Genomic DNA, 13,677 nt, shown 5'->3' with positions numbered 1-13,677 from the left:
GTCAAGATTTTGGGGAGTAAAAAGAATGTATGAACCGCCCCCTGAACTGGTAAAGCATATCATCCGCAAACGAGTAGGTCAGAAAAACCAGCGCCAATGCGCTCAATAGGGTTTTTGCCGGCAAAGCCAAAGGGAGCAGCAGATTTCCTAATAGAGCGACCTGCGTGGCTGCACAAACGACCCGACCCCGGAGATTGCCTCCGGCCTTGGGCTTGGGATCATCTGCGGGGATCGCAAAAATTTCCAATAATAAGACATAGCCATAACGATAAAGAGGAAATAAAAGTAACCAGACCCCAACCCCTCCCACGGTAATCCCTAATACCGCTAGCATCAAAACCAGGGCCTGATCGGTTTCAACATCAAGAATGGCCCCCTGGGGAGTCTCTCCGTAGAGGGCGGCAAGTCGGCCATCCATCCAATCACCAAGAGAAGCCAGGCTCATCATGGCTAAAATCAACCACACCGCTTCCCCGTAGGAGGCCATTATCAAGCCTGCAATTCCTACCAAAAACCGAAATAACGTCGCCCAATCCGCAGGCGTTCGCCAAGCGCGGAGAGAATAGGCCAAGAAACCATGACTGCCCAGGACCCAAAGAATGGTCAAGACAATGCCAAAGACGTAGCCAGAAGAAACCGTTTGCAGATAAAATGCTGTCACCGCCAACAGCAAAATGGATATGGATGATTGAAAAATCAAAAACTTACGATAGATTTTTCGGGAACTGTGATCGAGGTGTTGCTCAGTCATCGTTAAAAACTCACCACTCCAATATAAGCGACAGACGATTTTAGAGCTATGGAATGTGCCGTACTTGACTCCTCGGTCGACGGGATCTGGGAAAGCCTGCTTGATTTTAAGCGTTGGTGCCGAAACGATGTTTCCGCACCAGAGCCCCCCTGTGTTTTCTTCTACCCTCTTGAAAGCAGGGGTCAGACGTCCCTATGGCAGTTCACGGCTAGCCTTGAAGTGATAGCAAAAATCAAACCCAAGGCGCTTATCCTCGTTTACTTATCCGCGCCCAAGCCCCCTTATCCCCACTTAGACAATCTAACTCTTGCCCCTATCCCAACGCTGCTCGCTTTTGATCCTTCGGCATTATCTTTGGGCGAATCGCCGTGGTGCTATTCCCGGGGTCCAGCACTGCCTTGCCACCTCCTGACCGCTTTTCGCCTCTACTTACCTTGCCTCACCGGTCATCATATCGCATCCCAAAACCACTCGCCATGGGTCAGCGGTCACCTGGCACAAACCCTGGACGGTAAAATTGCCGCCGCCAGTGGGCATTCCCAGTGGATCAGCAATCATGCCGATCGCAAACACGCCCACCGTCTCCGAGCCCTCCATGATGCCGTATTGGTGGGCCGCAGCACCATAGAAAAAGATAATCCGAGACTCACGGTGCGTGAAGTTCAAGGGGAAAACCCTGATCGGGTGGTTCTCGACCGCCACTGCCATTTACTCGCCGGAGAAAAACTCTACCGGATCTTCCATGAACCGGGAAACAATTGGTTACTCCATTCGGGCAGTCTCGATAAAGTCACGGAACGCTACCCTATTCCCGAAAAAGTCACCCCCCTGCCGATAAGAAACCAAGAAGGTAAAAATGACAGCAAAATTATGGACTTGAAAGCGGTGTTAGAGGCGATTTGGTCCATAGGGATACGCTCCGTCTTTGTCGAAGGTGGAGGAAAAACCCTCTCCCTTTTCCTCGCGGCGGGACGCACGGATCTACTTCATCTTCATATTGCGCCGCTGCTGCTAGGCTCTGGCCTGCCCTCATTCCAGTTATCTCCTGTCGACCGCATCCAAGAGGGAACCTATTTTCATATGACCCACTTCTATCTCGATAAGGAAATACTATTGGAATGCGTGCCTCGCCATCGTCCCTAGTCCCTTCTAGCACCCAGGCCTACTGGGTCGAAACTCCGGGGAGGGGTGCCATTCGCCAGGAAGCGCTTTCTCTACCGGTGCCGGAGGGCCACAGTCTCATCGAAACCTGGGTAACGGGCATCAGCCCTGGAACGGAACGACTAGTGGGATTAGGGCACGTGCCTCCCGAGTGCCGGGGCACCATGGAGTGCCCATCCATGGGGGGATCATTTGAGCTGCCGGCCAAATATGGGTACTGCCTTGTGGGCCGAGCCGTCAATGGCCCCTACGCTAACCGGCGGGTCTTCACCATGCATCCCCACCAAGATTACGCCATCGTCCCAGAGGATCGACTGCTGCCGCTGCCGGAAGATCTTCCTCCCCTGCGGGCCACCCTGATCCCCAACATGGAAACCGCCCTAAACGCCATCTGGGATAGCGAATACCAGCCCCCAGCGCCCGTTGCCATCGTCGGGGGAGGGATTGTGGGACTGCTCATTGCTTTTTTGCTCAAAACTGCCTGGGACAGCCACCCCTTGATTATTGAAATTGACAAGCAGCGCCGGCAATTGATTGAAGAACTAGGATGGGGGCTCACTACCCTTGGCCCCCAGGATTCTCCCCGGGAAGCTTTTTCCCTATGCTTTCATAGCTCGGGGCAAGGCTCAGGGCTGCAAACGGCTTTGGACAGCGTGGGTTTTGAAGGTCGGGTCATCGAAGTGAGCTGGTTGGGTCATCGCCCCGTGTCCCTCCACCTCGGCGGGTCTTTCCATTTCCAACGGAAACAGATCCTTTCCTCTCAAGTCAGCACGATTGCCAAACCCAAGCGGGGGCATCTGACTCACCGGCAGCGTTTAGAACAGGTCCTCGTCTATTTGCAAAATCCACGGCTGGATGCCCTCATCTCACAAGTCATCAGATTTGATAATCTGCCCCTTTTTATGCAGCAACTCTACCATAAAAACCCAGATGGCTTTTCCTTTGCCGTCATTTACCGCCCCTTTGAGCGCTACTTCCATAAAACTTAAATTTTCTTTGTACTTATGTATACCATTGCCGTTAAAGATCATTTTATGATTGCCCACAGTCTGCAAGGAGAAGTTTTTGGCCCCGCCCAAAAACTTCATGGCGCCACCTATAACGTTACCGCCGAGTTTCGCACCGAGAGACTCAGCCAGGACGGCATAGTGATTGACATCGGCCTGGCCCTCAACGCCCTAAAAGCCGTCTTGGCCTTGCTTAACTACAAAAACCTGGATGAAGAAGAGGCCTTCCGTGGCGTTAATACCACCACCGAATACCTGGCTCACTATATTCATGGCCAACTTGCCAAACGGGTGCGGGCTTCTTTCCAGGGAACACTGAAAATCACCTTGGAGGAAAGCCATGTGGCCTGGGGCTCCTACGAGGGAACGGTCACTTAAACCATGATTTACCTAATGGCGCCCGCGCCCAAAGCCCGCGTCTCCGGAGGATTCCGGGTCAATGAAGCCCTGCGCCAACGTCTCACCGCTACGGGAACCGGGGTTGGCATTCATGCTGATCCGGAAGAAGTGCCCGCTAAGATCCAATCCCTGCCCTCCACCGCACCGGCCCATATTGTCCTGGATAGTCTTTACCTGACTGACCTCAATCCAGCTCGCCTAAATCACGTTCTAGTAAACAGAGATTCTCCAACCCGCCTTTATTTTTTGCTCCATTTTCTACCCTGCATGAACCCTTCTCTTTCTGCTACAACACGGAAAGCTTTGCAAGAAAAAGAACACTCCTTACTTACCTTGGCGGATGGAACACTCGTCCCTGGTTCCACCCTAGCCGATTATTTGAGAAATGAGGCTTTATACACCGGCGCTATTTATCGTTGCCCTCCCGGCATTGAATTTACCGAACTGGATACCCCCCCATCCGATCCTTGGGATAAGGCTCCCTCCCCTAGATTAATAACCGTCGGCACTTTAAGTCCCAGCAAAGGGCAATTAGACATTTTGTCTCATTTACAGCAGCTAACTCCTTCCTTTAAAGGTACCTGGAGGTTGTTGGGTGATTTGCATACAGAACCTGAAGTTTACTGCCACTTTAAAAGAAAATTAAATAATAGCGGCCTAAAAGAATCAATCCATTTATGCCACAGCGTTCCCCATTCACACCTCGGCAAATTATTAACCGACGCCGATCTTTTAGTCTCAGCCTCACGCTTTGAGTCTTATGGCATGGCTATTGCTGAAGCGGTAGCAGCGGGTATTCCGGTCTTAACCTATAGGGTGGGAGAAACCCCGCAGTGGATTAAAGAAGGGGAAAATGGATTTTTAATTCCAGTGGGTGATCACAAAAAATTTAAATCAACCTTAGCAACATTACTTCATCATCCCGAAGAACTTTTTCTGTTAAAAAGGCAAGCGCAAAAAATTAAAGAAGAGATCTTCTTGCCAACCTGGGAAATAACTTTTCAGTGTTTTTTAGAAACTTTTGGAGAGTAAGCCAAAAAATGGGGTCAGCAAAAAATGGGGTCAGTTCTCACATCTCAACATTATTTTGGGTTATGCTGTTCAAATCGCCGCACCGCTCGGCTCACCGTCATATAGTGAACCCCGAAATATTCACCAATCTCCAACATCGTGTAGGCACCAGATAAATAGGCCCGGGCCATCGCCTCATCTCTATGCTCATAGCGGTCTCGATACTCCTCCAGCGACATCGCCAAGGCGCGCCGATGGGCTTTGGAAACCTCCCGCAGTTCTTCGGGCCTTTTATCCTGCCGATACCGCTTCACAAAAGCTTCATCCCCCAACACTAATTGATGGCGGGTCTGCTCCAGCGGACTGGACAGCCCTTTACCTTCCATCACAAAGCGACGATAGGACTCAATCGCCCTTTTCCGTTGCCTGCCGAAGTGACCTAGTAACCCCTCCACATCCAACCACTTCGGCACACTCGCCTCTCCTATCATGGCCAGATAACTGCTCCAAGGCCAATCCTCCAGTTTTTCCACTAATCCCCCTCGCAGCGGATTCAATACCACATATCTGGACAGCTCCAGCAAGTAGTTTTCCTTTTGGACTAAAATCGCCGGTAGTGCTCAAAAAGTAATGCTGCTCAGGGTTGTCGTATAACTTCTTGGTTGTAATGACAAATAAAGAATTTGATTGCCCCGATGTGGTTGGCCAGTTTTTTCGAAAATGAAAGGGTTTGACGAACCAAGCGCGAGACGCAAAAAATGGGGTCAGTTCTCACATCTCAACATTATTTTGGGTTATGCTGTTCAAATCGCCGCACCGCTCGGCTCACCGTCATATAGTGAACCCCGAAATATTCACCAATCTCCAACATCGTGTAGGCACCAGATAAATAGGCCCGGGCCATCGCCTCATCTCTATGCTCATAGCGGTCTCGATACTCCTCCAGCGACATCGCCAAGGCGCGCCGATGGGCTTTGGAAACCTCCCGCAGTTCTTCGGGCCTTTTATCCTGCCGATACCGCTTCACAAAAGCTTCATCCCCCAACACTAATTGATGACGGGTCTGCTCCAGCGGACTGGACAGCCCTTTACCTTCCATCACAAAGCGACGATAGGACTCAATCGCCCTTTTCCGTTGCCTGCCGAAGTGACCTAGTAACCCCTCCACATCCAACCATTTCGGCACACTCGCCTCTCCTATCATGGCCAGATAACTGCTCCAAGGCCAATCCTCCAGTTTTTCCACTAATCCCCCTCGCAGCGGATTCAATACCACATATCTGGACAGCTCCAGCAAGTAGTTTTCCTTTTGGACTAAAATCGCCTTATAACGACCTTGATACAGATGACCCACCAAGTCATGGCGGCGATTAAAGCGCTGTGTATACACCCCATTGAGCTGCCGCATCCCCTTCGAGAGGTTCCCCTCCACCGTTTCCACCACCAAATGATAATGGTTGTTCATCTGACAATAGGCCCACACCACCCAGTTGAAGCGGTGGCAGACAGTGCCCAATACCTCCAACCAGGCCTCTCTATCCTCCTCTCCCAGATAGATGTCTTCGCGCCGGTCTCCTCTCGAGGTCACATGATACAGCGCCCCCGCAAATTCCACTCTTAAAGGTCTTGCCCTATAGCGTTTCCCGAATAAATGAGATACGAATATTGACCTAGCAGGACCTTAATTCTCAATATCTCTCCTGTAAGGGAAACGCTATACACCAAATATAGCATTGAATGCTGTAATATGAGAACTGACCCCTTTTCCACTCGAGAGGTTCCCCTCCACCGTTTCCACCACCAAATGATAATGGTTGTTCATCTGACAATAGGCCCACACCACCCAGTTGAAGCGGTGGCAGACAGTGCCCAATACCTCCAACCAGGCCTCTCTATCCTCCTCTCCCAGATAGATGTCTTCGCGCCGGTCTCCTCTTGAGGTCACATGGTACAGCGCGCCTGCAAATTCCACTCTTAAAGGTCTTGCCCTATAGCGTTTCCCGAATAAATGAGATACGAATATTGACCTAGCAGGACCTTAATTCTCAATATCTCTCCTGTAAGGGAAACGCTATACACCAAATATAGCATTGAATGCTGTAATATGAGAACTGACCCCTTTTCCACTCTGACCCCTTTTCCACTCCTCAAAATTTTCATTAGACGCTCTTTGCCTCTTCAAGAAATTGTTCAATAGATAAATCTGCCAACCGTATTAAACTGCGTAATGTTCCTTTTGCTGCCTCTTTGTGATTGGGAACAGAAAGAGTAGCCGTATAACCTTCCTTGACCATAATGATATGGCTACCCCTTTGTCGCACCACCTTCCAACCGCAGCGAGAAAATACCTTCACGACCTCTTGTCCGCTCAACGTGGGTATAGATGGCATTACACCCTAACTTCTACTTGTTTGGTTTCTACCGTAAGAGGAAGACCATGTTCTGCACGCACTTCCAAGCAAAGCTGAATAGCTTCTTTTATATTTTCCAGTGCTTCCTCTCTAGTTTTTCCTTGACTAACACAACCCGGGATGGAAGGGCATTCAATGATCCACATTCCATCTTCGTCACGATCTAAAGTTACTACGAATTTCATCAGGCAACCTCTTTTTAAGACAAGGGTCAGTCCTCAATCCCTACACACTCGCCTCTCCTATCATGGCCAGATAACTGCTCCAAGGCCAATCCTCCAGTTTTCCCACTAATCCCCCTCGCAGCGGATTCAATACCACATATCTGGACAGCTCCAGCAAGTAGTTTTCCTTTTGGACTAAAATCGCCTTATAACGACCTTGATACAGATGACCCACCAAGTCATGGCGGCGATTAAAGCGCTGTGTATACACCCCATTGAGCTGCCGCATCCCCTTCGAGAGGTTCCCCTCCACCGTTTCCACCACCAAATGATAATGGTTGTTCATCTGACAATAGGCCCACACCACCCAGTTGAAGCGGCGGCAGACAGTGCCCAATACCTCCAACCAAGCCTCTCTATCCTCCTCTTCCAGATAGATGTCTTCGCGCCGGTCTCCTCTCGAGGTCACATGATACAGCGCCCCCGCAAATTCTATTCTTAAAGGTCTTGCCCTATAGCGTTTCCCGAATAAATGAGATACGAATATTGACCTAGCAGGACCTTAATTCTAAATCTAACCATATCTCTCCTGTAAGGGAAACGCTATACACCAAAATATAGCATTGAATGCTGTAATATGAGAACTGACCCTTTTTCTCTTTTTCTTCACGAACGGTATATGCAATGAAGGTAGCCAATATGATCATGCCCACAAATTTGTTTGTAAAAAACTCAATATCCAATGTGATTTCCTTAGTATGCTAAATCTTATCGGCGAGCGTAATATCCTAACTACATCCTCTGACCCACCAAGTCATGGCGGCGATTAAAGCGCTGTGTATACACCCCATTGAGCTGCCGCATCCCCTTCGAGAGGTTCCCCTCCACCGTTTCCACCACCAAATGATAATGGTTGTTCATCTGACAATAGGCCCACACCACCCAGTTGAAGCGGCGGCAGACAGTGCCCAATACCTCCAACCAAGCCTCTCTATCCTCCTCTTCCAGATAGATGTCTTCGCGCCGGTCTCCTCTCGAGGTCACATGATACAGCGCCCCCGCAAATTCTATTCTTAAAGGTCTTGCCCTATAGCGTTTCCCGAATAAATGAGATACGAATATTGACCTAGCAGGACCTTAATTCTAAATCTAACCATATCTCTCCTGTAAGGGAAACGCTATACACCAAAATATAGCATTGAATGCTGTAATATGAGAACTGACCCTTTTTCTCTTTTTCTTCACGAACGGTATATGCAATGAAGGTAGCCAATATGATCATGCCCACAAATTTGTTTGTAAAAAACTCAATATCCAATGTGATTTCCTTAGTATGCTAAATCTTATCGGCGAGCGTAATATCCTAACTACATCCTCGCCAACACATCCCGATGAGGAACCAACAATGAAAATTCCTGCTGACGCGCCTGATGCCGTTTTTGCGCTAACCATTGTTGGAATGAATTCCGCTGCCGAGCATCAGTTCCCACCAATTCAGTCATCGCTTTTTCGAAAAATTCGAGCTTGGCTAGGAGAACCTCCGTTTGCTGAGGGGATATTTCCCAAGCCGAGGAGCCGCTTTCCACCTTAAAGCCATTTTCCAGGAATAATCTTTCCATCCACTGCCCACAATGGGCCGCCATGGCTCGGCCAAAATGCTGGAGCCGGTGCATATGCTCTTCATAACGCCGACACCAGTATTCCGTTTCTTTATCAGTCGGGTTAAAACGGAGGCCTTGATCCAGGTTGAGGGTGAACAAAAACAAGGGGGAATGTTTTCCCCAGGCCTGGCGAAATAGCTGGAGCAACCGCTGAAATTGATCGGCGCTTAAGAGATCGAAGACGGCATTGGCAAGGACCAGATCAAAGGAGTGGCTATAAACAGGACAATCCGGATCTAAGAAATTCCCCCTCAAAGGATGGATGGCTTTGGGGATAATATTGCCCCCTTCTTCCCCCATACCCTCAATAAACCGAGGAAGCTGCTTTAAAAGCGCAGCATCCCGCTCCACCAGCCACCACTGGGTCGCGGAAGGCAAAAGGCGACGGTAATAGCCAATATTGGCCCCGGCGCCGGCGCCTAGATCCAAAACCCGAAGCGCCTCGCCCGCCGATAGCTGGCTTAAAGCTTGGGCTTCAAGATGCCGATTACGAGCTGTTGCATCCAGTGGATATCGGAGCGAAAGCCAATCAAAATGGGCCTTTTGGTAAGATTCCTTCAAATGATTGGTATTCATTGAAACCTACGCCATCACTTTGCGCCTAATGACAATAAGAAACTTAATTATTTGCACGCTAAACCGTTCCCTATCTTATTGCATTATCATACAGTTATGACAGAAAAAGCAGGTAAATCACTTCGACAAGGATCCCGCAACACCGAAGTGGATGCGTTCCTTAAAAAAGTCGCGGCCATGCCCCGGATTAAACCCGGTGGTCGCTATGGCCGGCTAATTTTCGCCATGGATGCCACCGCAAGCCGGGAGCCCACTTGGGATCGGGCTTGCCACCTCCAGGCCCAAATGTTCCAGGAAACAGCCGCTTTGGGTGGGCTCGAAATCCAGCTATGTTACTATCGAGGGTTTAAAGAATTTTTCGCCAGCCCTTGGGTCCGCCACTCTGATGCGCTCCTAAAACAGATGACTGCCGTGAGTTGCCTTGGTGGCTACACTCAAATTGAAAGGGTGTTACAGCATGCTCGGGATGAGGCCCGGAAACAAAAGGTCAACGCCTTGGTTTTCGTGGGCGATTGCATGGAAGAAAACGTGGACCGTCTCTGTCATATTGCCGGTGAGCTTGGGGTTCTGGGCATCCCCGTCTTTGTGTTTCAGGAAGGCCATGATCCCGTGGCGGAGCAGGCCTTTCGGCAAATAGCCCAATTAACCCAGGGCGCTTATTGCCGCTTTAATGCCGCCAGTGCGGCCCAATTGCGCGACCTCTTAAGCGCCGTGGCGGTCTATGCTACCGGGGGGCGACACGCCTTGGAAAACTTTAGCCAGCGCCAAGGTGGAGTAACCTTGCAGCTCATTCATCAAGTCAAAAAAGATTAGTCAACGTGCGTCCCGCTGTTCTGCTTGCTTTACTGGTCCTCATTGGGATTATTTTACTGCGCCGTTGGATTGCTCAAACCCCGCGCCCGGTGGTGATCCAGTCTATGCGCCGGGGCGGTATTGCACTGGCTATCGGCCTCTTTTTATTTCTCATGGCCACGGGCCGGCTGCCCTGGGTAATGGCGCTGCTAGGCGCCCTGGCGGCAGGGGTTGCACGGCTACTGCCCTTACTCCGCTTTGTTCCCCTGTTGCAGCGACTATGGGCTTACCGCCGCGCCAACACGGGTTTTGGGAATGCCGACTCCGGAAGTACCGCCCCTAACCGTTCCACCGTGGAAGCGCGGTTTGTGCGCATGACCCTGGATCACGAGACCGGGGAGATGACAGGAGAAGTGCTGGCAGGCAGTTTTTCCGGCAAACCCCTGGATGCTCTAGGTTTACCGGATCTGGCTCAGTTGCTCCTAGAATGTCAGGCGGCGGATGAAGAATCGGCGGCCCTGGTGCGGGCCTATTTGGAACGGGTCTACGGAGAGGATTGGCAAGACCAGGCCAATGCCAAAGCTCAGCAGGATCATCCTGCAAGTAATGGGGAAATGTCGCCGGAAGAAGCCTATCAAATCCTAGGCTTGGCGACCGGAGCCAGTAAACAGGAAATTATTACCGCCCACCGTCGGCTGATGCAGAAGGTCCATCCGGATCATGGAGGATCCGATTATCTTGCCGCCAAAATCAACCAAGCCAAAGACCTCTTGCTGGGGAAATAAACCCCGCCATTTTGAACCTCTGGGGTTTACCCTCCGGGACGGACTGAAATATTCTCCTGAATAGGGCCTATCCTACGAATCCAGGGGTTGTATTTTTTCCAAGGATCGGGAAGCGCTTGCAGAGCTTGCGAAGCGGAAGCCACATTCTCATAAACGCCGGTGACCACCCTGTACCGATACCATCCCCCCTCGGCAGTACGGAAATGGGCCGAATTCGAAGGAGGCGGATAACGCTCAATAAAATCCGCCAGCCACGCCTCATTGATTGCAGTTAACAATTGCAGCGTATAGTGTTCGGGCGGTTGGCCGAGCAGCCAATTAGCATTATTAAGACTCGAACCAAAACGGCTGATTTCCCCTTCCGGCGGCGACTTTTGCTCAAGAGCACTGACCCGCTGCTCTAATTGCCCCATGGAAGTATTCAAGCCGGTTGTTTTTTGTTTAAGATCGCTCCATAAACGGTTATGTTGTATAAGCGTTTCTTGAACTGCTTCCAGCTCCCCACGGGTTTGAGCGACTTGCGATTGGGTTTGTGCAATCTGGGCTTGAAGCTCATTTCGAGCCTGGTCCGCCTCATTGAGCCGGCCTGTTAATGTTGCCGGCGCTGGACCTTCCTTAGAGGTTTGGGCCTCTAATTTTTTGGTATGATTGAGATGCAACCAAACCCCGGCAATCGGCCAGAGAGCCACGGCAATTCCTAGCACCCAGAAAATTTTATGGGAGCGGGAGATGTGCTTATCGGTTCGAGTTCCAAGCGCCCTAAGTTGGGACGCCTGGTTGGCGGACTTGTTTTCAAGCTTGGTGGCCCGGGTGTTTAATTCATCTGAAACGGCCTGGAGTTCCCCAAACTGCTTTTCCAACCCTTCAATATTGGACTTCAGCCCATCGCTTTGAGAGGTTAAACGAGCAGTGGTGTCATTGAGTGCCGCCACTTGAGGATTTAGCTCACCCGTCCGTGTCTCCAACTGTTGGAGTCGTCCTGCTAAGGAGTCACCCTTTGCCCGAAGTTCCCCCGTGTGGGTATCCAGCTCTTTAATTTGCCCCTTCAGCTCATCAGCCATTCCTTCCAAAGAACCCGCCCGGGATTCCAAGGTATTGGCCGCCGCGGCAAATTGCTCATTCTTATCTACTAATGCGGAAAGTTCGGTTTTTAAAGCGTTTAATTGGGCCGCCAGTTCATCTTTAGAAGTGATCAGACCGCCGACCTTTTGCTCTAGGGTCGTTGCTGTGCCTAAGACTTCCTCCACTTTAGTGGCCAGATCGCCAGTTTTGCTCTGAAGTTCCTGGGTCTCGGAAGCAAGTTGGCGAGTGCTGGTCTCTAGGGTGTCGGAGCGGCCCTTCAGGGTCCCAAACAGGGACTCTGCGCTATCGCTCTTTTGGGTCAGCTTACCGATTTTAGTGTTCAGTTCTTCAGTACGGCGAGTTAATTCCTGAGTTGTCGCCTTAAGAGAACGGGTTTGTTCATCAAGGGAGGCCGTTTTGGTCTCTAATTCACCCGTTTTGGAAATTAGCTCTTCAGCTTTTTTATTATCGTCCATATCAGCCCCTGATTCAGTTGTGTTTATCAAATAAAATAGCCCATTACAGCCATTTTATTAAGTCATGGTGGAAGAGTAACGAAAAAAACAGGAAGAGAAACGATGGTAATGAAACCCCAAACACTCAAAGACCTAGGGCGCTAGCGCGAACAACTCAGGCTCTTAGCTGTAACGCGCTGCAACCCCCTACCCACAACTGCTAATTATTTTCTTTATAGGGATCCGCACCCAAGCTTTCTAGACCAGCACGGGCGCAGTTCTCATCTAAAACAGCGCCAGGAGCTCCCCCCACGCCAATGCCGCCCACGATTTCGCCCCCTATCTTGATGGGCAGTCCGCCCCCTAGGATCAAAATAGATTCATTCATATCTCTTAGTGCCTGAATTTCCGGTTTTTGGGCAATGAGTTGTGCTAGCTTTTGAGTCGGCTCCCGCAGACTCGCGGCCGTGTAGGCCTTACCCCGGCTACTATCAACGGTATGGGCGCCGGCGCCATCTCCTCTTAGCAGTGCGACCACCACGCCAGCCCCATCCACTACCGCGGCGCTGACTCGATAACCTTCTTTCTTGCACTGATCAACCGCAGCAAGCGCCGCCTTATTGGCCAAAGCAAGGGGCAAGATAGATTGCTTTGGAAGCTCTTCTGCGAAGACCAAATTATTAACGCCAATAACCCAACCCAATCCAAGAATTATTAAAGACCAAAAGACTCTAATTTTTAATGCCAGTTTGCTCATCATAGGATTCTCCCAAATTCCATTCCAGATACCACCATTCTAATGCCCCTCTCTAGACGAGTGAACTCCTCTTGAGATTAAGGCCCCATTTGCTAGCTTTAAAATATATGAGGAGAAAACGCGATGATTAAAACCCAATCAAGCATTCTCATTGATCGTCCACTAGAGCATGTTTTTCGGTACGTCTCCGTTGAATTTTTTGAGAATTATCCCAAGTGGTCCCCCGAGGTAATCGAACTTGAGAAGATAACCAGCGGTCCAGTGAGGGCAGGGACCAGGGCCAGACAGGTACGCGTAGATAGCGGCCGCCAGACGGAATCGACTTTTCAGGTCGTTGAGTATCAACCGCCACGGCGGATATGGTTTGAAAGCACTTCAAGCCCCCATTATCGGGCGCTCTATGATTTCGAGGCTATAAACAAAACCACCCGGGTCCGCTTTACTTTCGAGTTGAAATTAGAGCTTTTTATGAGACCCTTTGAACATGCTATCGCCCACTCAGTTAAAGCAGGTAGCGAAAGCGTAGTTTGCAACTTAAAACAGCTGCTCGAATCAGGGAAACGTTTTCAATCCACAACGACTCCCGTGCTCTAAGGAGATGACCTTAGAGTAAATTGCTCCTATCTGGGAGTGGCAATTTCCTCTCCCCTCGCCTATTCTGTCACTTTGACTGCCCACAGTGTTG

General features: G+C 50.3%; 15 protein-coding genes and 4 pseudogenes. 7 read left to right on the top strand and 12 right to left on the bottom strand.

Annotation, left to right across the window (positions count from 1 at the left end; all coding sequences use genetic code 11):
* Position 1: 1 nt before the first annotated feature.
* Positions 2-751 (bottom strand): CDP-alcohol phosphatidyltransferase family protein, encoded by a 750-nt coding sequence (locus NHAL_RS10005; protein ID WP_013033024.1) that lies wholly within the window; start codon positions 749-751, stop codon positions 2-4.
* A 48-nt stretch (positions 752-799) separates the two neighbouring features.
* Between NHAL_RS10005 and NHAL_RS10000 the strand changes: the two genes are divergently transcribed.
* The 4 genes from NHAL_RS10000 to NHAL_RS09985 all read left to right on the top strand — a co-directional run bounded on the left by NHAL_RS10000 (position 800) and on the right by NHAL_RS09985 (position 4,350).
* On the top strand, positions 800-1,894 hold the full coding sequence (locus NHAL_RS10000) for a RibD family protein (RefSeq protein ID WP_013033023.1): 1,095 nt from the start codon (positions 800-802) through the stop codon (positions 1,892-1,894).
* Complete coding sequence (locus NHAL_RS09995; RefSeq protein WP_013033022.1) at positions 1,870-2,901, top strand: zinc-dependent alcohol dehydrogenase; 1,032 nt, start codon at positions 1,870-1,872, stop codon at positions 2,899-2,901. Before NHAL_RS10000 ends, NHAL_RS09995 begins: the two co-directional genes overlap by 25 nt.
* Before the next feature lie 15 nt (positions 2,902-2,916).
* Positions 2,917-3,297, top strand: a complete 381-nt coding sequence (locus NHAL_RS09990; protein ID WP_013033021.1) for a 6-pyruvoyl trahydropterin synthase family protein — start codon at positions 2,917-2,919, stop codon at positions 3,295-3,297.
* Between the two features lie 324 nt (positions 3,298-3,621).
* Positions 3,622-4,350, top strand: a complete 729-nt coding sequence (locus NHAL_RS09985) for a glycosyltransferase family 4 protein (RefSeq protein ID WP_238985331.1) — start codon at positions 3,622-3,624, stop codon at positions 4,348-4,350.
* Between the two features lie 50 nt (positions 4,351-4,400).
* Here NHAL_RS09985 and NHAL_RS09980 read toward each other — a convergent pair whose 3' ends face one another.
* The 9 genes and pseudogenes from NHAL_RS09980 to NHAL_RS09930 form a co-directional block, all read right to left on the bottom strand.
* On the bottom strand, positions 4,401-4,913 hold the full coding sequence (locus tag NHAL_RS09980; RefSeq protein ID WP_238985330.1) for a hypothetical protein: 513 nt from the start codon (positions 4,911-4,913) through the stop codon (positions 4,401-4,403).
* 53 nt (positions 4,914-4,966) lie between these two features.
* A pseudogene (locus NHAL_RS21115) lies at positions 4,967-5,080 on the bottom strand (IS1 family transposase); the annotation flags it as partial.
* Between the two features lie 33 nt (positions 5,081-5,113).
* Positions 5,114-5,917, bottom strand: coding sequence for a transposase (locus NHAL_RS09975; protein WP_238985329.1), 804 nt, complete (start codon positions 5,915-5,917; stop codon positions 5,114-5,116).
* Between the two features lie 177 nt (positions 5,918-6,094).
* Positions 6,095-6,301: pseudogene (locus NHAL_RS09970) on the bottom strand (transposase); the annotation flags it as partial.
* Positions 6,302-6,488: 187 nt separating this feature from the next.
* Positions 6,489-6,719, bottom strand: a complete 231-nt coding sequence (locus NHAL_RS09960; RefSeq protein ID WP_013033018.1) for a type II toxin-antitoxin system HicA family toxin — start codon at positions 6,717-6,719, stop codon at positions 6,489-6,491.
* Positions 6,719-6,925: a type II toxin-antitoxin system HicB family antitoxin gene (locus NHAL_RS09955; RefSeq protein WP_013033017.1), complete on the bottom strand. Its 207-nt coding sequence runs from the start codon at positions 6,923-6,925 to the stop codon at positions 6,719-6,721. The genes NHAL_RS09960 and NHAL_RS09955 overlap by 1 nt, the downstream gene beginning before the upstream one ends.
* Before the next feature lie 49 nt (positions 6,926-6,974).
* Positions 6,975-7,400 (bottom strand): annotated as a pseudogene (locus NHAL_RS09950) (transposase); the annotation flags it as partial.
* Between the two features lie 308 nt (positions 7,401-7,708).
* A pseudogene (locus NHAL_RS09940) lies at positions 7,709-7,975 on the bottom strand (transposase); the annotation flags it as partial.
* 296 nt (positions 7,976-8,271) lie between these two features.
* Positions 8,272-9,141: a class I SAM-dependent methyltransferase gene (locus NHAL_RS09930; protein ID WP_013033015.1), complete on the bottom strand. Its 870-nt coding sequence runs from the start codon at positions 9,139-9,141 to the stop codon at positions 8,272-8,274.
* A gap of 96 nt (positions 9,142-9,237) precedes the next feature.
* Between NHAL_RS09930 and NHAL_RS09925 the strand changes: the two genes are divergently transcribed.
* Positions 9,238-9,954, top strand: coding sequence for a vWA domain-containing protein (locus NHAL_RS09925; protein WP_013033014.1), 717 nt, complete (start codon positions 9,238-9,240; stop codon positions 9,952-9,954).
* Between the two features lie 5 nt (positions 9,955-9,959).
* Positions 9,960-10,718, top strand: coding sequence for a DnaJ domain-containing protein (locus NHAL_RS09920; RefSeq protein WP_013033013.1), 759 nt, complete (start codon positions 9,960-9,962; stop codon positions 10,716-10,718).
* 26 nt (positions 10,719-10,744) lie between these two features.
* Here NHAL_RS09920 and NHAL_RS09915 read toward each other — a convergent pair whose 3' ends face one another.
* Both NHAL_RS09915 and NHAL_RS09910 read right to left on the bottom strand, forming a co-directional pair.
* Positions 10,745-12,256, bottom strand: a complete 1,512-nt coding sequence (locus NHAL_RS09915) for a sporulation domain-containing protein (RefSeq protein WP_013033012.1) — start codon at positions 12,254-12,256, stop codon at positions 10,745-10,747.
* Between the two features lie 199 nt (positions 12,257-12,455).
* Positions 12,456-12,995, bottom strand: coding sequence for a GlcG/HbpS family heme-binding protein (locus NHAL_RS09910; RefSeq protein ID WP_013033011.1), 540 nt, complete (start codon positions 12,993-12,995; stop codon positions 12,456-12,458).
* 120 nt (positions 12,996-13,115) lie between these two features.
* Between NHAL_RS09910 and NHAL_RS09905 the strand changes: the two genes are divergently transcribed.
* Positions 13,116-13,586, top strand: coding sequence for an SRPBCC family protein (locus NHAL_RS09905; protein ID WP_013033010.1), 471 nt, complete (start codon positions 13,116-13,118; stop codon positions 13,584-13,586).
* Positions 13,587-13,677: the final 91 nt, after the last annotated feature.

Source organism: Nitrosococcus halophilus Nc 4 (genome assembly GCF_000024725.1).
Taxonomy (GTDB): Bacteria; Pseudomonadota; Gammaproteobacteria; order Nitrosococcales; family Nitrosococcaceae; genus Nitrosococcus; species Nitrosococcus halophilus.
This window is presented reverse-complemented; position numbering and strand designations above follow the sequence as displayed.

What these genes read in the sequence shown, in the direction of transcription:
- NHAL_RS10005 (WP_013033024.1), bottom strand. Translation starts at nt 751, where the DNA reads ATGACTGAGCAACACCTCGATCACAGTTCCCGAAAAATCTATCGTAAG.
- NHAL_RS10000 (WP_013033023.1), top strand. Translation starts at nt 800, where the DNA reads ATGGAATGTGCCGTACTTGACTCCTCGGTCGACGGGATCTGGGAAAGC.
- NHAL_RS09995 (WP_013033022.1), top strand. Translation starts at nt 1,870, where the DNA reads ATGCGTGCCTCGCCATCGTCCCTAGTCCCTTCTAGCACCCAGGCCTAC.
- NHAL_RS09990 (WP_013033021.1), top strand. Translation starts at nt 2,917, where the DNA reads ATGTATACCATTGCCGTTAAAGATCATTTTATGATTGCCCACAGTCTG.
- NHAL_RS09960 (WP_013033018.1), bottom strand. Translation starts at nt 6,719, where the DNA reads ATGCCATCTATACCCACGTTGAGCGGACAAGAGGTCGTGAAGGTATTT.
- NHAL_RS09955 (WP_013033017.1), bottom strand. Translation starts at nt 6,925, where the DNA reads ATGAAATTCGTAGTAACTTTAGATCGTGACGAAGATGGAATGTGGATC.
- NHAL_RS09930 (WP_013033015.1), bottom strand. Translation starts at nt 9,141, where the DNA reads ATGAATACCAATCATTTGAAGGAATCTTACCAAAAGGCCCATTTTGAT.
- NHAL_RS09925 (WP_013033014.1), top strand. Translation starts at nt 9,238, where the DNA reads ATGACAGAAAAAGCAGGTAAATCACTTCGACAAGGATCCCGCAACACC.
- NHAL_RS09915 (WP_013033012.1), bottom strand. Translation starts at nt 12,256, where the DNA reads ATGGACGATAATAAAAAAGCTGAAGAGCTAATTTCCAAAACGGGTGAA.
- NHAL_RS09910 (WP_013033011.1), bottom strand. Translation starts at nt 12,995, where the DNA reads ATGATGAGCAAACTGGCATTAAAAATTAGAGTCTTTTGGTCTTTAATA.
- NHAL_RS09905 (WP_013033010.1), top strand. Translation starts at nt 13,116, where the DNA reads ATGATTAAAACCCAATCAAGCATTCTCATTGATCGTCCACTAGAGCAT.